Raw genomic sequence first — 20743 nt, forward strand, 5'->3', positions numbered from 1 at the left:
AAAATGGCGAGATTAGATGGAAAGATGCATCGCGCAACGATAATGGTTGTGGGCAAAAAAGTTCACCTTCACTTGGGCGTCTTCTAGAGCTATGCTGCAGGTTCTTTCGAGCTCGCGTCACAAAATTCGAATTAGTTGAGGACAAAATGCCAAGAATCATTTCCCTATTTAACCATAAGGGTGGTGTGTCTAAGACAACCACGACATTTAATCTTGGCTGGGCTCTGGCAGACCGAGGTCATCGCGTTTTGCTAATTGACGCCGATCCTCAGTGTAATCTAACGGGCATGATATTGTCCTTCAGCGGCTTCAAGGATTTCGCAAAATTCTACAAAAAACATCCTCGAGCCAATATTTATGAGGCAATTAAGCCAGCGTTCGCGGGGAGTCCTGAAAAACTGAAGCCGGCACCAATTACTGCGAGTCAGCGGGATAATTTGATGCTGTTAGCTGGGCACCTGGATGTGGCATTGTTCGAGCCCGAATTATCTATGGCGCATCGATTGACCGCTGCAATGCCTGTGCTTCAGAATTTGCCTGGTGCTTTTGGGCACCTCATACGCGCCACGGCCGTTGAGAATGGGTGTGATATTGTTCTGATCGATATGAGTCCAAGTATCGGGGCGCTAAATCAAAATTTGCTGATGCAGAGCGATTTTTTTATTCTTCCAACGAGCCCTGACTACTTCTGCCTGCTCGCAATTGATTCGCTCGCCAAAACTCTACCCAGATGGGCGCAAACGGCTTCAGAGTTGCGATCCCAGCAGGAGGGGAGGTCATATTTGATTCCCGAGCACAACCCTAAGTTTATCGGCCTCATTTCACAGAAATACAGACCAAGGTTAGGAAAGCCTGCGGCGGCCTTTCAAGAATGGATCGATCAGATTGTTGAGCGCGTGGATGAGGTTTTGATCCCTGCGTTAGAGAAACATGCAATGGCATTGAGTCGATCTCAGTTGAAGAAGGTAATAAAAGCCTCGCCGCATCTCGAGCTGGCTCAAATATCCGATTTTAATAGTTTAATCGCCCGTTCTCAAGAGTGCGCCACGGCGGTCTTTGCGCTTACAGAGGAACAGTTGAAGGCGCAAGGTTCGGTATTGGAAAGTTTTGTTGATAGCAGGGATAGATTTCAGGAGACATTTGTGGAATTGGCTGAGCGGGTTGACGTCCTTACCGCGTAACGGTTGGCGGGAACGTGACAAGCTTGCAGAAATTTCGTGTCACTGGCCATGTGGTTTGGCCGGTGCGGCCAAATGTTGATAAGACGGAAAGGGTCGTTGAAGTCGGCGAATCTCGATTTATTGTCTCTCTCGAGTTTCCATCCGTATATTTTGTAGATAAAGAGCTAAAATTAGCGAATTCGAACTGGTGTCAGCTATCTGTTTCGTGGCGGCAGCCATTTTCTGGTACGCGCAATGCAGCTCGAAAGTGGGCTTCAAGCAAAGATGGCTCGAAGGTGTTGATCGAGAAGATTGAGCGGGCGCAACACGCTTACGTTGATGTGCTTAAGAGTGAATTTCATGAAAATTATGACGTTCATTGTATTCGACATTTTGGCCCATTGGATTGGCCTTATGTTTGTGTGCAATTCGCAGGGGCTTTAGTCTTTAAAAGAATTGGTTCCTCGCTTGGCGCGCATTTTCGCTCATTGCGGTCCTCGCTTGACTCGCTTCCGGATGTTTGTCGACGTATTTCCTTCGAGCAAAGAACTTTACAGCGTGCGATCGACCTTGCGCAGTGCGGTTATCCGACGGAAAGCGTGCTCTTAGCTGCCGCAGTTCTGGACGCCTTTGTGCAGAAATTTTTGCGCGCCTTAATGGCGCTGCGTTTCATTGAGGAGGAGTCGGCGGAACAGTTGCTTCGCAATGTAATGACTAAGCGCATGGCGACGTATCTTGATGCGGTATTGAAATTGGCCTCGGGCCATTCCTTGGCCGAAGATGAGCCAGGTCTTTTTGAGAGGCTGCTCAAGGTAAACAAACAAAGAAATGATGCGATTCATAATGGAAGGGAGTTGGCTCGTGCGGATGCGTATGAGGCGTGCGATATGGTGCATAAGGTGGCCATGTATTTGAGCCTCGTTAATGCGGATGTTGCTCCTCAATTGAGGGCGCCGAAATTTTTTACGTAGAAATGATGCTCGGATTGAGCCGAAGACCGTCGAGGCCGAGCTAGTTTCCCTTTTGGGTGCTTGGCGCGGCGCTGTTCTTGCGGTTCGGTAGTTGAGTCGTGATCGGCGAAGCGGCACGCGGGGCCGCCCATTGTGGTGGAGTTCCAGAGGCGTTGCACTTCCATAGGGGTACGATCCTCAGATGATCCGACCACTCAAAGCCTTCTTCTTGGGCTTCAGGCGAGGGATGCGGGAGGCGCCGAAGGGGTTCTTCGCGCACCTTTGCTGGCTAGTTCGGCCGCCCCGTTCCTGACTTCCTGCAGCCACGGTGCTAACCGCCGACACTGCAAGGGATCGCGAACTATTCGTCCAGATGCTGTTCGTCCACGCCGACAGACTTCATCGAGTGCACTGAGTGGGAGTGGGGCGCGGGCCGGAGGTGCCTATCGCGCCTAGGGTTCCAGCGCGAGGTGCCAGTTCGCACCTTCGTTCCGCCCCGCACCCGACGGGGGCGCTGCAGTTGATGGAGTCCGGCGCAGTCTTTTTCGGGGTTCGCTCCGAGGTGGCTTCAATGGCAGGGCTACCTGCCAGTTCGCGCTTCGCGCTAAGTCGTGGTGAGAGCGTGGAAATCTAGGGGACGCAAGACTGGTAGTTGCAGTTCTTCTACCTTCCTGGCATCGATACAAAGCTCAATCTGAAGAAAAACAAATGGCCGCTTCGCGCGGCCATTTTTTTGCGGTCCACCCGTACGGGCGCAGGGGCATGAATGCTTGCGTTGAGGCGTTGCAAAAACGCCTGAACATGCTACTGGTGCCGGTGAAAGGAATCGAAGAGCTAGTATTTATGCTGCTTCCAGGCGGTTTGGTGCAAATTTTGGTGCAATTTTTCAAGGATAGGAACGCGAACTCAGCCGTGAACAATGCGATGAAGGGTCAAGTCTATCGCTGGAACAAACGCTGCATCAGCGTGCGGACCTTGGGCGGCCACCCTTGGACGTTGGCGTGCCCTCGCGATGGTTGGTTGCCCATTGGATCACTTCTGCAGCGCTCCAGCGTGGCGTGCCACGAACTCCGGCTACCGTCGGCAAACGGATCGTTTTGGGAAAGCCAGGCATCAACGCGTAGCGCTCGGACACCTGACGGGGCCCAACCTTGAGGTATGCGGCGATCTCCTTGGCGCTCCATAGTTCAATGTCAATGGGGACTGGACGTGCAATGCGCAGTGCAATCGCGCTGGCAAGCGCGTCAAGATCGACATTCAAGTCTGGCAATTTGGCTTCTGCATGCATGGGGCATCTCCTTGCGTCCATTTCACGTCATGCATCCTGAGTTGCAACTTCGAAAAACATGAAGATTGCTCCCATCATTTGGGGACGGATAAAGGGGTTTCTTGGTCAAGCCTAGGCAGGCCCGTCATGGCCGTGCCGCGAATGATCTCGGGAATCGTCCATGCGTAAGCGAAGACGAAGGGTAGGGCGACGAACCACCCAGCCACTTAACGTCGAAAACGTCGCGCGAAGGCCCCGAACAACACACCCGTGAGCGCGTGGTAGCTCGCCAGATAGACCAGCAGCAGATACTCGGGCGCCGCGGACAACTGCGGCCATTCCCGCGCGATGCTGGATGGAAACCAGGACAGCCCCGCGAAAAACTCGCCAAGCCCGAAGCACAGTCCGATCCACGCCGCGAAGACCGAGCGGAATGCGCGGCCTTCGCGCCAGGACGCCATGACAAGCAGCACGAAGAACCCGCCGACCGCAAGGCATGCCGGGTAGCCCAGTTCGTCGTGGCCGAACGACAGTCCAAGGCCCGCGCCCAGGACGGCGGCCGTGATCCCTTGCGCCAGCGATCCGACTACCGCAAGACGGTGGCTTTTTGCCTGCCCGCAGGCTGTGTCGGTCTCTGGAGTGACTTCTGGATCAGGCACGTGAGCAGCCCTAGGAAAAGCGTGACCGTTGCGTCAAACCCGGACCGCTCGTTTTTGGGTCTTCCGCAAGATCAACAACTTACGTGGCACCGAAGCGTTTGGGCGCCCAATTTTTGGCTGCATCAAACGCCATGAGCCTCGACGATTGTCGAGGCGCCACTGACGCCGGACGTTGCGAAACAAGCCGGGTTTTGCTCGTTTTCGGCGACCATCGTCTCGCGTGAAGACGGATGATTCAGAAGACCACTTCCGCGCCTGCGTGGAGGTGAAAGGTTTCTCAACTCCGCCAGAAGGCGAAATCATGTCGATGAGTCAAACAGAGATCGCGCTCAAGCGCGAAATCGAAGCAGGCTTCCGAGTCATCGAGCAATACGGTTACACGGACAACCGGGTGATCAGCATCGACCTGGCCATCGTGAGGACAGCCGAGGTTTGTGTCGTCCGCAATGGCGGCCATCCCGAAGACCGGCGGCAAGGCTGGGATTTGATGGAAATCGAGTCTCGGGAGCAAGCCGATCTGGATTTTGCGGTCGAACGCGCCCAGGCCAAATTCTGGAAACTGCGTTCATGCGAGAACGGCAGGGCGCTGCTTTACAAACCGTCCTGCGCAAAGGAAGCCTGGGACGAAGATGGCGAAGCGGCATTTGCTTCGCTGATCGAGGGTTTATGAACCTCGGGGGATTGGCTGCAAAGCCTTACCCAATGCGACCAAGCGGGGCCCATTGGGTAGAGTTTTGAGCGTCCATCATCAACACCGCCGCGAGCGGGAAGGGACGTAGAATGAACACGATGAACTTGGCCATGGAAATTTTCGAGGCCATCGAGGGCCAGGTCGGGCACGACCAGGCGCTGAGGGTGGCGAAATCCGTCGATGCGGCGGTGGTTCGCATCGAAGAGAAGGCGCGCGAGCATTCGCTTGCGCGCAAGGTCGAAATCAAGGATGAGTTGAAGCAGGAGTTGCGGGATGAACTGTCCACCAAGGTGGATCTCGCCAACACCCGTTCGGAACTCAAGCAGGACATCGCCAATCTCCGCGCCGAGTTGAAGCAAGACATCGCCGACCTTCGCGCCGAGTTGAAGCAGGACATCGCAAACATTAGATCCGAACTCAAGGATCTGAAGTTGCGCACAACGGTTCAATTTCTCATCACGATCTTCGTGATCGTGATGATGAACCAGAACGCGCTTGCGCTGCTCGGCAAGCTGCTTGGGCTTGTGAAATAGCCACATGATCGTCTTGTGGGTTATGCGATTACTACCACGCGTAGCGCATATCCCCTGCATAGCTGAGCGTCGACATCTTGCTCGGCATGATGACCTTGTTTTCAGGTGCATTGAGCGCCTTGCAAGGTGATCTGTCACCGGGTCATTGCGACTGGACAACCTGGAAAACAACTATGGAGAGGAATGCGCTCTCGACATCCTCGGCTCGCAGCGTCAAATCCGCAGTCCTGCGCATCCTGAAGAGTGCAACTACGTGCGCGTGGTTGTTGATGGCCTCGAAATTGCCTATTGGTGCGATGACGAGTGGCGTGACGACCCTGCGATGTGCGGTACTCGGGGCAGAAGGCGTCGATTGCTATCGAAGATGGCAGCGTGCTCGCCGGAAGCATTCCGCCCAAGCAACTGAAAATGGTGCAAACCTGGATTGAAATCCATAAGGATGAGTTGTTTGCCGACTGGGAACTTGCTCTCGCTGGTGAGCAACCTTTCCGGATTGCGCCGCTGCAATAATCAAGGAGGCAACATGGACATCCTGTTAGACGTAGTTCGGGTAGACGCAAAGCCTGACTACACCTTGTTTCTGGAGTTTGAGAACGGGGAAAAACGGGTATTCGATATGACGCCGCTGATGGACAAGAAGCCTTTTGTCCAACTGAAAGGGTCTCCTCTCTTTACGAAGGCATCCGTTGATTACGGCACCGTCGTTTGGCCGGGAAATATCGACATTGCGCCTGAAACGCTCTACGATCGGTCTCTCCCGGTCTGATTCTGTAATCCTCAACCCCCGCGCAGTTCTGCTGCCGGGGGTTTTTTTGCGTCTGAGATGAGCAAATGACTGGCGGCCCGATTGGACTTAGACGACTTTTACGCATCTACCCACAAAAATTTCCGGCTGCCTGGAAAAACAAACGCCCCGCGCCAGAAATGGCCGGGGCGTTATCGTTGGTGGGAGGCGGTGGAACGCGATCAGATCCTCAGCAGCCGGCGAAGCCATGATTTTTGACGATCCGGGGGCGGATTCTGCTCCCGGGTCATGCGCTCGGCTGCTGCGCACTCCCTGGCTTCGCCATCGCCGTCATCCTCCGCGAAAACCCAGCTCTCCGGCGGGTCGCCTTCTTCATCGACGCGCTCGGCGACATGGATCCTGCCGGCGTAAGCGTCTTCGCCGGGGTACTGGTAATCGAGCACGAACAGGCGTCCGGTGTCCAGAACGCGGGCGTCGCAGACCGTGTAATCTTCGCAATCCGGGCACTGCCCCGCGGCCTCGATCAACACCGCGCGTTCGAAGCGCGTGATCCGGCCATGCGGCTCGAGCGTTTTTCCGCAGAACCGGCAATATAAATGGGGCGGGTCGATGCGCGTGCCATTGCCAAGCACCACGGGAAAGTGATGCGTAATCGTCGGCTGCCTGAGCAGAAAATGGGCGTGAGGATCCTCTTTCCAGTACCCGGTGGACGGGCCTTCGTCTTCCTGTTCGTCGTATCCATGGATGGGGACGACATTGCTGGGTTTGGGCATGAGCTTCATTTCGATCTCCTGCTTGAATCATCGCACCCGCCTGGGTCGACGCAACCCCGGGTGCGACACAACCAGGCACCCGAGGCTGGCCAGACCCATCAAGCCATGCGCGCCGCCACTTTCCAGAACCCGCGGGCATTCGCCAGCACCGGCCTGGGCAGCACGATGAAATCCACCCCGGCGAACACCTCGCGCATGGCGTCCTCGAAATACTGCGCGCCGCCGCCAGCCAGGATCAGGTGATCCACCCGCACCTTGTTCGATTGCTGGCTGCGCTGGAGCATCTCGGCCATGCGCTGGGCGATGATCCTGGCGCCTTTGCGCACCGTCTGGCGATACTCGGTGAAGTCGATGCTGCCGACGCCGACCAGGGAGATCTTGCCACGCTCCAGCCCGTCCTCGACCGTCTGGATGTCGACGCGCGCATTCGGATGCTTGCGGGTGATCGCCACCGACACGTCCTTGAGCAGCTCCGATACCCCGCCGTCGAACGCCCCGGACAGATCCGGGATGATGACGTGGCCGCGCATGGCGAACCAGTCGAACGTCTTGTAGCCGGGATCGGCCACGATCACCGTGTCACCTTCCGGGGGCGGCACGGCCAGGCGCCCGCGCCAATCCGTCATCGCCCCGACCGGCTGCGGCATGACCTTGATCGCCTTCGCCCGCACGAACACCGTGTCCTTGCCATAGGCGGCACGCAGCTTTGCCGGGACCGGAACCTCGAAGCCCTTGCCCATTTCCGCCGCCAGGCCCTCGCGGAACTTGCCGAAGCTGTAGACGGGCAGGCCCACCACGAGCGCGTCGACCCACTCGACCACCTCGCCGAGGTCCTTGAACGCCATGTACAAAGCGCCGGCGACCAGCGCGCGGTACTGCGGGGTGTGGATATAGTTGTCGTGCAGCGTGCGCCCATAGACGGCGGTGGATGGGCCGACGACATAATGGCGGCCGTCCACCTGCACCAGCACCTCGTCGGTCTGCCCGGCCGAGGACAGGGCGCGGTAATCCTCCAGATCGCGGATCTCGTGCGCCACCGATGGGATGATGACGTTGTGCTCCGGACCTGCGTCGGTGGACCAGACGCCCTTGGTGTTGCCATAGCCCACGTCCAGGCCGAGGTTGAAACGAATGACTGCCATATTGAAACTCCAGGTTGAAAGGTTGTGCGCCAGTAGGCGCGATTAGCTGAGGTTGCTGAAATCGAGGTCGTCGATGAACGTGTCCACATGCCCGGGATCTGAAACCGATGGTGCGGCCGCCTGATGGGCGGCCAATGAGGCAGGCATGGGTTGTTGCGCGGCGCCTTGCCCATAGAGCATGGCCGTGCCGGTGTAGATGACTTGCTGAATCGCTCGGGCGCGATGCTGCTTCCCGGGGCCATGCGGGAGACGGATCAGGTGCTCATACAATGGCTTCATACCCGGGTCGTCCGGATCGATGGTGAGATTGAAACGCACGGTTTTCCTTCACGATTTGGTGATTGCTGGGAATGACGCCATGGCAGCGCATTCATCCAACGTGGAGCAACTTGGCTACGTGACGCGGACCGAGTTTGAGTCGAAAAAACAAGCCCAACCACGTCAAGGCCATGCAGTTGTTCTACACCGACATCGTGCCTGCGCAAGTCGATGCCGCCCGACTTGAAAACCGATCGATTCGACCGACGATTCCACGTGCACAAACCATCGATTCGGTTTAGGCTGCAACCAGCCCATCATCGGGCACCTTTTCGCAACCCCGCATCAGCGGAATGAGTCTTCGACCGGCATGCCCGGTTTCTTGCGCCGCTCCCGAGGCGCCAAGACAGGGTCTCGTAAGAGACCATCGCACCATGCCGCCGCCAGGCGGTTTTTTTGACGCCCCTCAGCAAAAAAAACAGCAGAACCCTGAGTGAGGCACGAACCGAGTCCACACGCGCCTTAGCGGGCATAAAAGACACCCTACACATTCCAGTAGGGCAGATAAGTAGTCGCTTGAGAAGCTGGGCCAGGCAGCCCGCACCGGCGTTTCGCACTCACCCTTGCGGGTGTAGCGAGCACGGTTGCCGCCATGTATCCCGAGGGAGCATGGCCGCCCGACCAAGGTCGGGTCTCGGAACATTCAAGCGTTGATGCCGCGCGCCGGGTCGCTCCGGCAGCATCCGCATGGCCCCCGTCAGCGGGCCGGTTCCCTCTTTGCGGAGGGAGATCACGTACCGCAAGGGCGTGACTCACAAAAGCCGTGGCGACGGTTGCGTGAGAATTCGGGACTCCTGAAGGTAAATCGCCCCTCGTATACGAGTGCAAGGCAGGACCCGGGGCCTTATCCGTGGCGACGAAGAGCACCGTCTGACGTGCTCACACCACCGCCCGTCTGATGCCGTGCGGGCAGGCTCTTTACCCTGATTGCACGCGCCGGGATGATTGGCGATATGCGCCGCGGCCCTCCCAGGAGAACTGGCGGCTTGCGCCGCGGCGGGAGCAACGAAAGCTCTCCGTGATGGGCTGGTTTTTGCGTCAGCGTGCGCCGCGGCTACCTCTACCTTGACGGTTTCAGGAAGGAGCAGCCATGGCGACAGCCGCAGAAACCAAGCCGATCATCCGCCTCGACTTCGAAGGCAACCCCATTCTGGTGCAGATGGGGGAGGATGGAAGTGTCTGGTACACCGCCAAGCCCTTATGCACGGCGCTTGGTTTTAAGAAGATGGCGGAAGCCATTGAGCGGCACGTCAAGCTAGGCGATCAGCAGTCTCGAGGCGTGCCGACGGGAGGCGGCGTGCAGCAGATGATGCACGTCAACGAAGCCGGGATGCAGGCACTGGTAGCAGCTAGCCATCGGGTTGCCACGAGACGCTTCAAGAAGTGGATCGCTGCTGGCGTGATTCACGCCGCTGTGCGCGCTATGGAAGCTCAAGACGGCGAGGTGCTTGGAGACAGGCTCGATGGAATGACGGAATTCAAGCCGATTGCGAAGACTATTGCAGCCAAAGAATGCAGGCCGGTTGATACAGGGCGACAAGCGTCATGTCAAGCGCCGCACGGGCAGGGAGCACAAATTCAGCCAGCGGCAGATCAGCAGGAACCGGCCATGAGCACACACGATTCAACGAGCGGTCAGATCATCCATTTCGCATTCGGCGGTAAGACCGTACGAGCCGTCCACGACGAATCTGGGGAGCCGTGCTTTGTCGGCAAAGACGTCTGCGACGCGCTGGGTTATGCAGACCACATCAATGCCATAAAGCAGCATTGCCGTGGGGTGGTGAAACGCCACCCCATCATCGACAGCCTGGGACGCACCCAGGAAGTGCGCGTCTTGTCCGAGCCCGATGTGATGCGCCTGATCGTCAGCAGCAAGTTGCCAGCCGCCGAAGCCTTTGAGCGGCTTGTGTTCGAGGAAATCCTGCCGACGATCCGCAAGACAGGTCGCTACAGCGCGGAAAAGGAAGCACCCCCAGCCCTTGGCCCGATCCAGGCCCCCGGCACGCAAGAAAAGCTGCAAGGCGCGATGGACGTCGCCCGGGCATTGATCGGCATCGGCGAAGCGACACTCGGACGAGAAGGACTCAAGGCGCAAATCCCCAATCTCAGCCACCCGGAGGTCGCCCTCGGCCTGGCCGGGCTGGTCCTGAAAAACAAGCGCTTCCTGCTGACGCTAGACGACCTCGAGCATCCGGTGATCCGTCCGCTCGAGAAAAACGAAATGATCATCCAGGCGAGCGGTAGCGAATGGATCGACAAGCTGCTCAGCGTCATGAACCAGGATCAACTCAAGGCCATGGCGCGGTTTGCCATGGCGCGGATCGTTTGAGGCGCTCGACGAGATAAGAAGCCATGATGCACGTAACGAAGATGATTGTTGTCCGGCGCGACTATCGAGGCCAGCCGCTCGTGGTGATGGTTCGCAACGGCCGGCCCTGGTTTGACCTCAAGGCCGTCTGTCTGGCGTTTGCAGGGCGATCGGGCATTGGTGCCGCCGATGTCGGCCAGCAGGCGGGGACAGGACTCAGGCGCGGCGGTGGGCATGGGGGTCAAGTGGCGATTTTGTAGCGCTTGAGCTTTTCCCATAAGGTCTTGCGGCTGATGCCGAGCAGTTCGGCGGTCTCGGCCATCTTGCCGCCGCGCTCGCTCACGGCCTGCGCGAGGTAGTCGCGCTCGGCCTGTGCCAGATAGTCGCCGAGCGGTACCGGCGCTTTGTGTGCATGCGGGGCGTGGCTCGGCGTGTTGCCCGAGCAGGGCAGGCCCGATTGTTCCCAGCGCACCCAGCAATCGGTGGCGAAGTGGTAGGCGCGATCGAGCACGGCGAAGAGTTCGCGCACATTGCCTTCCCAGGGCTGCACCTTGGCCCAGGCGACGAAGCGCGGGTCGAGGCGTTTGGATTGGCCGGTCTTGGCGTTGAGCGCCTCGACATGGCGATGCGCCAGCCAGGCGATGTCGTCGGCTCGCTCGCGCAGGGGCGTGAGGTGGATGGGCACGCCGCTGATGCGAAACAGCAGGTCCTGGCGGAAGGTTCCGGCGTCGACCATCTTGTCCAGCGGCTTGTGCGTGGCACACACCAGGCGCACCGAGACGTGCACGTTTTTTTCGCTGCCGATGCGGCGCACCTGCCCGTCCTGCAGCACGCGCAGCAGCTTGGCCTGTACGGCAAGCGGCATGTCGCCGATTTCGTCGAGGAACAGCACCCCGCCGTCGGCCTGTTCGAACACGCCGATGTGGCGCTTGTGCGCGCCGGTGAATGCGCCGCTCTCGTGACCGAACAGCTCGGATTCGAGCAGCCCGCCGTGAATCGCCGCGCAGTTGACGGCCACCATCGGCAACGCGCGCTTGCCCGCATGGTTGGCTGCCATGCGGGCGTGGATGTGCTGCGCCACCACTTCCTTGCCGGTGCCGGATTCTCCCTGGATCAATACGGGTAGGTCGAGCGCGGCGATGCGGTCGATCAGCCGCTCCAGCGCCTGCGCCGCAGGCGAGATGCCGAACCAGACATCGCTCGTCTGCACGCCGGGGAGCATCCATTCGCGGATGCGCTGCATCAGCGCGTCGACGTCGAAGGGCTTCTGGATGTAGTCCCACGCGCCTTCGCGTACCAAGCGCACGGCCTGCTCGACCGAGCCGTAACCCGTCATGAATACCAGCGGCGGACAGCAGCCGCCATAGCGCTGCATCATGGTGGCGAGCATGCTGCCGCCATCGCCGTCGGGCAGGCGAATGTCACTCAGCACCAGAGGATACAGGCGGGTCTGCAACGCGGCGCACGCCTCGGCGAGGTCGCGCACCCATTCGACGGTGTAATACTCCAGACGCAGGCGCTGCTGCAGCGATTCGCCCATGATGGGGTCGTCCTCGACGACCAGGACGGCGGGATCGGTCACGGCAATCTCCTCGGGTGGCCCTAGTTCATGGCCGGGCGCTATGCGACTATCGTATATCCGGATGTTCGTAATCATCGCCGCAGGGGGATGTCGATGGTCGCGGTGGTGACGCCGCCGGTGTGGGCAAGCTTGAGCGTGCCGCCGACGTCGCTCAGCAGGCGGCGGCTTTCCCACAGGCCGAAACCCGATCCTTCCGGGAAGCTCGTCGGCGCAATGTCCGAGAGCAAGGCGGCGGACGGCGCGGTGCCGCGGTTGCGCACCTGCACGCGCAGGGCATCGCCCAGCATGTCGACCTCGAGTTCGAGGGTCGAGCCGGGCTCGGCGGCGTGGCAGGCGTTGAGCAGGATGTTGAGCGTGGCCTGGCGCACCGGGCCGGCGGCCACGGGGATGCGCACGGGAATGTCGAACCGGGTCTGCAGTTCGATCCCGCGCTCATGCTGGCAAGGGCCGATCAGTTCGACCAGATCATGAAAGTCCTGCCGGGCCAGATCGCGCTCGGCCGGCCGGGTCTGCGCCAGCAGCGCCTGGGCGGTGTTGCGCAATTGCTCCAACCCGCGGTCGAGCAGGTCGAGTGTCTGGCGCGTCGTGTCGTCGTACTGGCCGAAGCGTTGCGCCGTGTGCAGGGCATTGAGCATGCCGCCGAGCGGGTTGTTGATCTCGTGCGCGGTCGCAGCGGCCAGCGCCCCCACGGCGGCGAGTTTTTCCGCGCGCTGGGCGCGTTCTGCTTGCTCCAGCAGCCGTGCGAAGGCTGCGGCGAGCGCGCCCACTTCGTCGCGCCGGGCCGCGAGTTCGGCGCTGATGCGGCGGGTGTCGTCGCCGTTGCGGCGCATCGATTCCTGCAGGCGCACCAGCGGGGCGAGCATGCGACGGGTGAGCATCCACACGATGGGCACGAACACGGCCACGGCCAAGAGGGTGATCGCGGTGATCCAGCGGGTCATCGAGCGCAGGCGCTGGCGGTACAGGGCGTCGCTCACCGCATAGACCAGGGTGCCGACCCCCGCGTCCGAATCGGCGCGCAGGGCACTGACGTAAATGCGCCAGTTGCCGCTTTGGATCGGGGGCGACAGCCCCGGATGGGTGCTTGCCACGCTCAAGGGCGAACTGACCTGCAGCGAACCCGGTGCCCACAGGGGTGTCCACACCGGCGGCCTGGCCGTGGGGAACAGCGTGGGGTCGGAGCTGGCGAACACCCGCCCGCCAGGGCCGATGAGCACCGCTATCGAGGCGCTGTGCGGCGGCGAATCGACCTGGTCGCCGGCGACGGAGGTCAGCGCCTCGTAGGCGGCCCAGACGTTGTCTTGTTGAATCAAGGTTGGCAGACTCTTGTTCCACGCTGCCATGGCCTGGAACGCGCCGGCGTCGACGTCCTCGATTAGATACTGCCGCGTCAGCAGACCCAGCCCCGCGGCCATCAGCAGCGCGGTGAGGGCGACCAGGGTTGCCGCGATCAAGGGCAGGCGCAGTAGCAGGGCGCCTTTCCAGGTGGCGCGCTCCTGCCGAGGCACCGCGTCCGGGCGCTGCGCCGTGTCGAGTGCGATCGCGAGGTCGTGTGATGCCGCGTTCATGCGGTTTCGTAAATGGCGGAAAGGGGAATCGGCGGATGCGTGCCGTCGAGAATCGCCGCGAGCTCGGCGATGCCGCCGAACCAGCTTTCCTGCGGCGCGAGGAAGTCTTCCAGATCCAGACTGCGCAGCAAGGCCCGGCCTTGCGCGTCGTCCTTGGCCGAGAGCAAGGCATGCTGCAGGCGCATGTGTAGCATGGGAACGAGGTTCTTGCGCGTGACGATGGGCGGAAAGCCGTAGCGCTGCGATTTGGCGACGATGCGCGTTTTCAACGCCGCCTGCGATTGGCGCCGGTTGAGCACCTCCCAGATGTAGCCGTCGACCGTGCCCGAATCGGCCAGGCCGCTTCCCACCGCCTCCACCACCTTGTGCAGCGAGTAGGTGTAGAAGGTGCCGCGGAAAAAGCTTTGCGGCGTCTGGCCGAGCGCGCGCAGCGCCACCACCGGCACCAGATAACCCGAGTTGGACAGCGGATCGTCGAACGCAAACACGTCGCCGCGCAGGTCGCGGATCGAGTGCGCCTGGGTGCGCCGCGCCGCAGCGATGAGGTAGCTCTGGTACCAAGGCTGCCCGTGCCAGCCGGGCTGTGCGCACAGCCGCACGAAACCCTTGGCCACGACATAGGGAAATCCGCAAATCCATGCCGCCTCCATTTCGTCCGAGCGCAGCGCTTCCAGGGCTTCCTGGTAGCTCGACTTCTGGATGATCTGCACCGGCCCGCCGAGCTGCACCTGCAGGAACTGCTGCCAGAGGTGGATCGCGCCGTCGTGCAGGAACACGTCGGTCACGCCGAAGCGGAACGGCGGCTTGCCGCTACGCGCAGGACTTTGCCCGAAAGCGCTGGATACGGCGCTGCAGGTCGCGGCGGCGAGAAGGGTTCGGCGGTGCATGGTGGCGTCCTCTGCGTTACGAAAACGAAACGCTCACGAACTGGCGCGTTACCCGGCGGTAACGCCATTGGCGGTGCGCGCCGTCGCCGTGAGACGCAAGTGCTTGATTCGGCACGATCACGGCGCTCGGGTCGAAGCTGGCACGTCCATTGCAAAAGCATGAAGCGCGATTGAGCGTTTCACAACAACCCCGAGGAGGCATCATGACCGAAAAAGTATCGCGTCGCATTTTTCTCAAAGTCGCCGGAACCAGCGTAGCAGGCGTGGGCGCTGCCGTCAGCCCGGTCGGCTCCGCAATGGCCGCAGGCGGTGACCAAGCTGCGATTCAGGCGGCAGCCGGCATGGCTGTGCTGCCCTACCCGAAAACCGCGGTGGGCAAGGCCAAGGCGATGCAGGCCAACACCCCGGTGTCGTTCAGCTACCCGGACGCCGATTCGCCCTGTGTGGCGATCAAGATGGGCCAGCGCGTGGCCGGCGGTGTTGGCCCGGACGGCGACATCGTCGCTTACAGCAATCTTTGCACCCACATGGGCTGCCCCTTGATGTACGACCCGGCCACGCAGCGTTTCAAGTGCCCCTGTCACTACAGCATGTTCGATCCCGAGAAGTCGGGTCAGATGATCTGCGGCCAGGCGACCGAAGATCTGCCGCAAATCCAACTCGAGTACGACCCGGCCTCCGACAGTGTTCGCGCCGTGGCCGTCACCGGCCTGATCTACGGCCGCCAGGCCAACGTGCTGTAAGCCCATCACCGTCAGGAGACGAACACCATGTCGCAATTCAAGGATCGTGTCGCGCTGCCGCCGGCAGATGCGCAAAAAACCAATTTGACCTGCCATTTCTGCATCGTGGGCTGTGGCTACCACGCCTACACCTGGGATGCCGACCGCGAGGGCGGGCGAGCGCCCCACCAGAACGCGCTGGGGCTTGATTTTCGCAAGCAGCTTCCGCCCTTCGCCACCATCATGACCCCGGCGATGACCAATGTCCTGACCGACAAGAACGGCAAGCGTAAAGCCGTCATGATCGTGCCTGACAAGGCCTGCGTCGTCAACCAGGGGCTGAGCTCAACCCGCGGGGGCAAAATGGCGTCCTACTTCTACAACGCAGATGGCCTCACCAAAGAGCGTCTGCTTCACCCCCGTGTCTACTATGGTGACCAGTGGATGGACACCTCCTGGGACTACGCCCTCCAAGTTTATAGTGGCATGGTCAAAAAAATTCTGGACGAAGATGGTCCAGACGAAATCGCTGTGGCCATGTTTGATCACGGGGGCGCCGGTGGAGGTTTCGAGAACACCTGGGGCACCGGCAAGCTGATCTTCACCGGTATCCAGACCCCGACGGTACGCATCCATAACCGTCCGGCGTACAACTCCGAATGCTTCGGCAACCGTGACATGGGCATATTCGAGCTCAACAACAGCTACGAAGACGCCGAACTCGCCGACGTGATCTGGTCGATCGGCAACAACCCCTACGAGAACCAGACCAACTACTTCCTCGTGCACTGGCTGCCCAATCTGCAGGGCGGCACGGTGGACAAGAAGAAGAAAATGTTCCCCGGCGAACCGGTCGGTCCGGGCAAATTCATCTTCGTCGACCCGCGTCGCAATCCGTCGATTTCGATTTGTGAGGATCTGGCCAAGGATCAGGTTCTGCACTTGGCGATCAATCCTGGCAGCGATGGCGCCCTGTTCAATGGCTTGTTGACCTACATCGTCGATCAAGGCTGGATCAACAAGGACTTCATCGCCAAGCATACGGAAGGTTTCGAGGCCGCCGTCAAGGCCAACGCCATGTCGTTGGACGAGTGCAGTCGCATCACCGGCGTTCCGGTGGCGCAGATCAAGCAGGCTGCGGAGTGGAGCTACAAACCCAAGGCTCCGGGTAAGCAGCCACGCACCATGCATGCCTTCGAGAAAGGCATCATCTGGGGCAACAACAACTACGTCACTGAACAAGCCATCGGTGCCGTTGTCGTGGCCACGCACAATGTGGGCAGCCGACGTGGGACAGGCTGGGTGCGCATGGGCGGTCACCAGGAAGGTTACACACGGCCCCCATATCCGGAACCCAAGTCCCGCTATCCGGCCGCCGACTTTCCCATTCCGCGCCATGACAAGTTGATCGAGGTTGATACCTACCTCATCAATGGCAAGGGCAAGATGATGACGTTCTGGGCGTGCAACACATTCCAGACCACCAACAATGCCCAGGCTCTGCGCGAAGCCGTCATTCGCCGCAGTCAGATCGTCAAACAGGCCATGGGCCAGGCCCGTGGCGCCACGCCCAAGGAGATGGTGGACGTCATCTACAAGGCAACGCAAAAGGGCGGGTTGTTTGTCGGGATGATGGATATCTACCCCACGATGATTGCCGAGGCGGCCCATGTGATGTTTCCGGGTGCTCTGCCGGGAGAAATGAACCACACCTCGATGAACGGTGAGCGCCGCCTGCGCATGTCCGAGAAGTTCATCGATCCCCCAGGCGAAGCCTTGCCCGACTGTCTGACCGCCGCGCGTATCGCCAACACCATTCGCGTGATGTACGAGGCCGAAGGCAATGCCAAGATGGCCAAGCGCTTCGAAGGTTTCGAGTGGACAACCCCAGAAGATGCCTTCAATGATGGATTCCGCCAGGTCGGTCGACCGGGCGCGCCCAAAATCGACAGCGAGGGTTACGCCACGGGCTACATGGCCACGTATGCACTGCTGCGCAAAGCTGGCAACAACGGCGTGCAGATGCCGATCAAGCAGGTTGATGGAGACAAGCTGCTGGGTTCGCCGACGCTTTATCCCGACGACAAGTTCGACACGCCCAATGGCAAGATCCAGGTCTTTCCAGCGAAGTGGGATGGTTGGCTCAAACAGGCAGCCGAGGTCAAGGCCAAGTACAAATTCTGGATCAACAACGGCCGGTTCAACGAAGTCTGGCAGTCTTGGTACAACAACCAATACGACCCCTTCATCATGGACCGTTACCCGATGGCGGTGATCCAGATGAATCCTGCGGATATGGCGACCCTCGGCGTCAAGCCGACCGATGTGGTCGAAATCTACAACGACTACGGCACCACGATGGCCATGGCCTACCCGGAGCCGACCATCAAGCCCAACCAGTCCTTCGTCGTCTTCGGCGCTCCCAAAGGTGTCGTGGGTTCCGTGGTGACCACCGCCACAGATGTGCATTTCCTCGAATATCACAAGGGAACCTGGGCCGACATTCGCCGCGTCGGCTCGATGCCGGACTGGCAACGCACCGTCTCGACCAAGAGCCGCATGTACGGGGTTTGAATCGTTCCAATTCTCCCAGGCCACGGCGGCCTCGGGAGAACCGCTGTCCTCCTCGGGCGGCAGTTCCTTGGGCTCCTACGCTGGGGCCCTTTTTTTGAATGCGGGAGGAGGTGCATTCCATGTCAACCCATCAACCGAGAATCACGATGAAAAAGTTCTTTTTGTGCACATCTCTGGCCCTGTTCGCAGCCCAGGCCTGGGCCGCCCCTGACATGCTGGCTCTGGCCAAGCAGAAGAACTGCCTGGCCTGCCATGCAGTGGACGCCAAGATCGTCGGCCCCGCCTACAAGGCCGTGGCCGAAAAATACGCGGGCAAGCCCGGTGCCGAACAGATGCTGGTCAACGCCGTGCTGCACGGCCATGTCGGCACCTGGGGTCAGGTGCCGATGCCGGCCAACACCGATGTCACCCCGGCGCAGGCCAAGCAATTGGTGGCATGGATCCTGAGCCTGAAATAAAGCAGCAGGACAGAAAACGGAACGGCCGGTGGCGTCACCCCATGGCGCCTCCGGCTGGCATGATCCAAGCCCGCAACCTCGCAGGGAGTTCCCTTCATTCCACCCCCGGAAACCATGCACCACGAACTTCCTTTTTCCAGTGGCGCTGACCGTCGCGCACGAGCCACCGGCAAGCTCCGTAGCACGGACGAGGACGACGTCGCCGCCGTCTTCGAGGCGGCCGCCGAACTGTTCGCCGCGCTGTCATCCCCGATGCGATTGAGCATCGTCTGCCACCTGCGCGAGCAGGACATGAACGTGCAGCAGATTGCCAACCGGATCGGCAGCAGCCAGCCCAACACGTCCCTGCATTTGCGCCAACTGCACCAGATCGGCATTGTGGATCGGTCGAGGAGCGGTCAGTCGGTGACGTACCGCATCCGCAACACCTTCGTGGCCGATCTGTGCAAGATCGTTTGCCCAGGCCATTGAGGGCGCGTGCAACAGCACTTGATCAGACCTCACCGCCATGCATACCCCACCAGCCTCGCGCTCCAAACCCACACCCACGCACGAACTGCCGTTCGGGGCGACCCTGCGCAAGCTGCTCCTGATCATCCCGGCGAGCTTCGCGCTGCCCGTGATCGTCCTGCTTCTGATCGCTTCCTACCTGTCCAACACAGTGGGACCAAACCCGGATTCGTCGCCGATGTCCACCCGCGCCATCGTTCGGCGCATTGCACCAGTGGCACAACTCGTGGTCGCATCCGGCCCTCGAATGGCCGAAAAGTGGAACGCCGCCTCGCTCTCCGCGGCAGCGCCGACACCGAACGCCCAGGCCAAGACACCGGCCACCGCCCACGCACCTGTGGGCGGCACCAGCGCTTCGGCCATGCTGACCCTGGCCCGGCGGAAGAACTGCCTGACCTGCCATACCGCCGATCACAAGGTCGTCGGCCCCGCGTACGAGGCCGTGGCCGAGAAATACGCGGGCAAACCCGGTGCCGAGCAGATGCTGGTCAATGCGGTGCTGCACGGCCACGTCGGCACCTGGGGCCAGGTGCCGACGCCGGCCGAACCGGGGACCAACTCGATCGAGCTGCCCTCGGCATATTTTGACTTTCCTATGTCCAACGCCATGACTCTCGCGGAACCGATCGACTACGCCGAACTCATTTGCGAGCTCGTGCGCAAACGCCAGCAGACCTCACCCAAGCGGCTGGGCGAACCCGGCCCAGATGCCGGGCAGGTTCGCGAACTCTTCACCGCCGCTGCACAGGCGCCCGACCACGGTTTGATCCTGCCCTGGCGCTTCGTGCATGTCTCGGACGCCGGGCGCCAGCGGCTCGGCGAGGCGTTCGTGCAAGCCCTGCTCGAACGCGACCCCGACGCCACCGCGCAGCAACGCTCCGAGGCACGGGCCAAGGCTGCGCGCGCGCCCTTCCTGGCGCTGGCCATCGCCCGCCCGCACGACGATGCCAGCCCCGAGATCCCGCCGCGCGAGCGCCTGGTCTCGCTCGGCTGTGCACTGCAAAACATGCTGCTGCTGGCGCACGCCCATGGCTTCGGCGCCGGGCTGGTCAGCGGGCAGGCGATGGAGTCGAGAGCCTTGCGCGACTTGTTCAGGCTTGCCGACAACGAACAAGCGGTTTGCTTCATCGCTGTCGGCACGGTGGCCAAAGCCAAGACCAGCCGGGTGCGCCCGTCGCCTGTCGATTTCGTCGAGACGTTGTGAAACTTTCAGTCGACGCACGGAGATTTCGATGCAGACATCGCCCCGAAAAACCACCCACCAAGTCGTGTATTTCGCCCAGAGTTTTCACCGCGGCGAGCCGGAGCAGCGCAGCATGATGCTGGCCATCGGCTCCCAAGGCTATGTCGAAGCGGCAGCGCGCGCGCACCGTGATTTGCATCCCGAGGACGGCGTTGCCGTCTATCGGGCACTCATGGACGAGCCCACACCGATGAGCTATCGCCTTGTGGACTACTTCAGTTCCGAGCTCGGCGAAGCCTGGCATGAGGGTTTCGCCCCGCACTACCAGCATGGATTGCTCGAGTGACGCACGCCCCGCAGATTTTTGCCAACACCCTCGCGACGACCGACCAGGCCCAAGAAGGTGACGCACTGGAGGCGGTGTTCCAGGAGGCCGCCGAACTCTTCGCCGCACTCGCCTGCCCGACGCGGTTGCAGATCGTCTGCCAGTTGCGCCACGGCGACCAGACCGTGCATGGACTGGTTGACTGCATCGACAGTTCCCAACCCAATATCTCGGGCCATCTGCGCCTGCTCAGACAGGCCGGCATCGTGCGCCGCGAGCGTAGCGGGCGACAGGTCACGTACCGCCTGAGCAGCACACTGGCCGACGCCTTGTGCGCAGCAGTCTGCATCGTCAACTGAGATGCCGCACGCGCTGCATCCATCCC

General features: G+C 60.8%; 23 protein-coding genes. 15 read left to right on the top strand and 8 right to left on the bottom strand.

What is annotated here, in order from left to right; translation table 11 throughout:
- The first annotated feature begins 146 nt into the window (after window positions 1–146).
- Both THIARS_RS12800 and THIARS_RS18310 read left to right on the top strand, forming a co-directional pair.
- Complete coding sequence (locus THIARS_RS12800; RefSeq protein WP_094161266.1) at window positions 147–1181, top strand: ParA family protein; 1035 nt, start codon at window positions 147–149, stop codon at window positions 1179–1181.
- 23 nt (window positions 1182–1204) lie between these two features.
- Window positions 1205–2131 (top strand): hypothetical protein, encoded by a 927-nt coding sequence (locus tag THIARS_RS18310; protein ID WP_141202413.1) that lies wholly within the window; start codon window positions 1205–1207, stop codon window positions 2129–2131.
- 940 nt (window positions 2132–3071) lie between these two features.
- Here the strand turns inward: THIARS_RS18310 and THIARS_RS18315 are convergent.
- Together THIARS_RS18315 and THIARS_RS12815 are read right to left on the bottom strand one after the other, a co-directional pair.
- Window positions 3072–3398, bottom strand: a complete 327-nt coding sequence (locus THIARS_RS18315; RefSeq protein WP_141202414.1) for a hypothetical protein — start codon at window positions 3396–3398, stop codon at window positions 3072–3074.
- Window positions 3399–3604: 206 nt separating this feature from the next.
- Window positions 3605–4036 carry a hypothetical protein gene (locus tag THIARS_RS12815; RefSeq protein ID WP_094161268.1) on the bottom strand — a complete coding sequence of 144 codons (432 nt, stop codon included), beginning with the start codon at window positions 4034–4036 and terminating at the stop codon, window positions 3605–3607.
- A gap of 220 nt (window positions 4037–4256) precedes the next feature.
- Between THIARS_RS12815 and THIARS_RS12820 the strand changes: the two genes are divergently transcribed.
- From THIARS_RS12820 to THIARS_RS12835, 4 genes are all read left to right on the top strand, one after another.
- Window positions 4257–4706, top strand: a complete 450-nt coding sequence (locus THIARS_RS12820; protein WP_141202415.1) for a hypothetical protein — start codon at window positions 4257–4259, stop codon at window positions 4704–4706.
- Between the two features lie 110 nt (window positions 4707–4816).
- Entirely contained in the window at window positions 4817–5260 is a 444-nt protein-coding gene (locus THIARS_RS12825; protein WP_094161270.1) for a hypothetical protein, read from the top strand.
- A 324-nt stretch (window positions 5261–5584) separates the two neighbouring features.
- A complete protein-coding gene (locus tag THIARS_RS12830) occupies window positions 5585–5770 on the top strand; it encodes a DUF4160 domain-containing protein (protein WP_094161271.1) in 186 nt (61 codons plus the stop codon).
- 13 nt (window positions 5771–5783) lie between these two features.
- Window positions 5784–6026, top strand: coding sequence for a DUF2442 domain-containing protein (locus THIARS_RS12835; protein WP_094161272.1), 243 nt, complete (start codon window positions 5784–5786; stop codon window positions 6024–6026).
- Between the two features lie 200 nt (window positions 6027–6226).
- On the opposite strand, the gene THIARS_RS12840 is transcribed toward THIARS_RS12835, so the two are convergent.
- From THIARS_RS12840 to THIARS_RS12850, 3 genes are all read right to left on the bottom strand, one after another.
- Window positions 6227–6787: a hypothetical protein gene (locus THIARS_RS12840; protein ID WP_094161273.1), complete on the bottom strand. Its 561-nt coding sequence runs from the start codon at window positions 6785–6787 to the stop codon at window positions 6227–6229.
- Between the two features lie 89 nt (window positions 6788–6876).
- Window positions 6877–7920 (bottom strand): ParM/StbA family protein, encoded by a 1044-nt coding sequence (locus THIARS_RS12845; protein WP_094161274.1) that lies wholly within the window; start codon window positions 7918–7920, stop codon window positions 6877–6879.
- A gap of 42 nt (window positions 7921–7962) precedes the next feature.
- Window positions 7963–8238 (bottom strand): hypothetical protein, encoded by a 276-nt coding sequence (locus tag THIARS_RS12850; protein WP_094161275.1) that lies wholly within the window; start codon window positions 8236–8238, stop codon window positions 7963–7965.
- 1090 nt (window positions 8239–9328) lie between these two features.
- Between THIARS_RS12850 and THIARS_RS12855 the strand changes: the two genes are divergently transcribed.
- Both THIARS_RS12855 and THIARS_RS18320 read left to right on the top strand, forming a co-directional pair.
- The gene (locus THIARS_RS12855) at window positions 9329–10570 is read left to right on the top strand and encodes a BRO-N domain-containing protein (protein WP_094161276.1); all 1242 of its coding nucleotides are present in this window, start codon (window positions 9329–9331) and stop codon (window positions 10568–10570) included.
- A 23-nt stretch (window positions 10571–10593) separates the two neighbouring features.
- On the top strand, window positions 10594–10809 hold the full coding sequence (locus THIARS_RS18320) for a hypothetical protein (RefSeq protein ID WP_041609035.1): 216 nt from the start codon (window positions 10594–10596) through the stop codon (window positions 10807–10809).
- Here the strand turns inward: THIARS_RS18320 and THIARS_RS12860 are convergent.
- From THIARS_RS12860 to THIARS_RS12870, 3 genes are all read right to left on the bottom strand, one after another.
- Window positions 10791–12131 (bottom strand): sigma-54-dependent transcriptional regulator, encoded by a 1341-nt coding sequence (locus THIARS_RS12860; protein ID WP_013107020.1) that lies wholly within the window; start codon window positions 12129–12131, stop codon window positions 10791–10793. The genes THIARS_RS18320 and THIARS_RS12860 overlap by 19 nt on opposite strands.
- Before the next feature lie 71 nt (window positions 12132–12202).
- Window positions 12203–13699, bottom strand: a complete 1497-nt coding sequence (locus tag THIARS_RS12865; RefSeq protein WP_013107019.1) for a sensor histidine kinase — start codon at window positions 13697–13699, stop codon at window positions 12203–12205.
- Window positions 13696–14586 carry a substrate-binding domain-containing protein gene (locus THIARS_RS12870; protein ID WP_013107018.1) on the bottom strand — a complete coding sequence of 297 codons (891 nt, stop codon included), beginning with the start codon at window positions 14584–14586 and terminating at the stop codon, window positions 13696–13698. The genes THIARS_RS12865 and THIARS_RS12870 overlap by 4 nt, the downstream gene beginning before the upstream one ends.
- 203 nt (window positions 14587–14789) lie before the next feature.
- Between THIARS_RS12870 and THIARS_RS12875 the strand changes: the two genes are divergently transcribed.
- From THIARS_RS12875 to THIARS_RS12910, 7 genes are all read left to right on the top strand, one after another.
- On the top strand, window positions 14790–15329 hold the full coding sequence (locus THIARS_RS12875) for an arsenate reductase (azurin) small subunit (RefSeq protein ID WP_013107017.1): 540 nt from the start codon (window positions 14790–14792) through the stop codon (window positions 15327–15329).
- A gap of 27 nt (window positions 15330–15356) precedes the next feature.
- Window positions 15357–17882, top strand: a complete 2526-nt coding sequence (locus THIARS_RS12880; RefSeq protein ID WP_094161277.1) for an arsenate reductase (azurin) large subunit — start codon at window positions 15357–15359, stop codon at window positions 17880–17882.
- Window positions 17883–18028: 146 nt separating this feature from the next.
- A complete protein-coding gene (locus THIARS_RS12885; RefSeq protein WP_013107015.1) occupies window positions 18029–18340 on the top strand; it encodes a c-type cytochrome in 312 nt (103 codons plus the stop codon).
- Between the two features lie 114 nt (window positions 18341–18454).
- Complete coding sequence (locus tag THIARS_RS12890; RefSeq protein WP_013107014.1) at window positions 18455–18811, top strand: ArsR/SmtB family transcription factor; 357 nt, start codon at window positions 18455–18457, stop codon at window positions 18809–18811.
- A gap of 37 nt (window positions 18812–18848) precedes the next feature.
- Entirely contained in the window at window positions 18849–20054 is a 1206-nt protein-coding gene (locus THIARS_RS19185; protein WP_342747710.1) for a nitroreductase family protein, read from the top strand.
- 28 nt (window positions 20055–20082) lie between these two features.
- A complete protein-coding gene (locus tag THIARS_RS12905) occupies window positions 20083–20379 on the top strand; it encodes a hypothetical protein (RefSeq protein WP_013107011.1) in 297 nt (98 codons plus the stop codon).
- Window positions 20376–20717, top strand: coding sequence for an ArsR/SmtB family transcription factor (locus THIARS_RS12910; protein WP_031406935.1), 342 nt, complete (start codon window positions 20376–20378; stop codon window positions 20715–20717). The genes THIARS_RS12905 and THIARS_RS12910 overlap by 4 nt, the downstream gene beginning before the upstream one ends.
- The last annotated feature ends 26 nt before the right edge of the window (window positions 20718–20743 follow it).

The organism is Thiomonas delicata (assembly GCF_900088825.1).
Lineage (GTDB): Bacteria > Pseudomonadota > Gammaproteobacteria > Burkholderiales > Burkholderiaceae_C > Thiomonas_A > Thiomonas_A delicata.

Bases quoted from the DNA above. Each gene is read 5' to 3' on its own strand.
- THIARS_RS12800 (WP_094161266.1), top strand. From the start codon at position 147: ATGCCAAGAATCATTTCCCTATTTAACCATAAGGGTGGTGTGTCTAAG.
- THIARS_RS18315 (WP_141202414.1), bottom strand. From the start codon at position 3,398: ATGCATGCAGAAGCCAAATTGCCAGACTTGAATGTCGATCTTGACGCG.
- THIARS_RS12825 (WP_094161270.1), top strand. From the start codon at position 4,817: ATGAACACGATGAACTTGGCCATGGAAATTTTCGAGGCCATCGAGGGC.
- THIARS_RS12835 (WP_094161272.1), top strand. From the start codon at position 5,784: ATGGACATCCTGTTAGACGTAGTTCGGGTAGACGCAAAGCCTGACTAC.
- THIARS_RS12840 (WP_094161273.1), bottom strand. From the start codon at position 6,787: ATGAAGCTCATGCCCAAACCCAGCAATGTCGTCCCCATCCATGGATAC.
- THIARS_RS12845 (WP_094161274.1), bottom strand. From the start codon at position 7,920: ATGGCAGTCATTCGTTTCAACCTCGGCCTGGACGTGGGCTATGGCAAC.
- THIARS_RS12855 (WP_094161276.1), top strand. From the start codon at position 9,329: ATGGCGACAGCCGCAGAAACCAAGCCGATCATCCGCCTCGACTTCGAA.
- THIARS_RS18320 (WP_041609035.1), top strand. From the start codon at position 10,594: ATGATGCACGTAACGAAGATGATTGTTGTCCGGCGCGACTATCGAGGC.
- THIARS_RS12865 (WP_013107019.1), bottom strand. From the start codon at position 13,699: ATGAACGCGGCATCACACGACCTCGCGATCGCACTCGACACGGCGCAG.
- THIARS_RS12870 (WP_013107018.1), bottom strand. From the start codon at position 14,586: ATGCACCGCCGAACCCTTCTCGCCGCCGCGACCTGCAGCGCCGTATCC.
- THIARS_RS12875 (WP_013107017.1), top strand. From the start codon at position 14,790: ATGACCGAAAAAGTATCGCGTCGCATTTTTCTCAAAGTCGCCGGAACC.
- THIARS_RS12880 (WP_094161277.1), top strand. From the start codon at position 15,357: ATGTCGCAATTCAAGGATCGTGTCGCGCTGCCGCCGGCAGATGCGCAA.
- THIARS_RS12885 (WP_013107015.1), top strand. From the start codon at position 18,029: ATGAAAAAGTTCTTTTTGTGCACATCTCTGGCCCTGTTCGCAGCCCAG.
- THIARS_RS12890 (WP_013107014.1), top strand. From the start codon at position 18,455: ATGCACCACGAACTTCCTTTTTCCAGTGGCGCTGACCGTCGCGCACGA.
- THIARS_RS19185 (WP_342747710.1), top strand. From the start codon at position 18,849: ATGCATACCCCACCAGCCTCGCGCTCCAAACCCACACCCACGCACGAA.
- THIARS_RS12905 (WP_013107011.1), top strand. From the start codon at position 20,083: ATGCAGACATCGCCCCGAAAAACCACCCACCAAGTCGTGTATTTCGCC.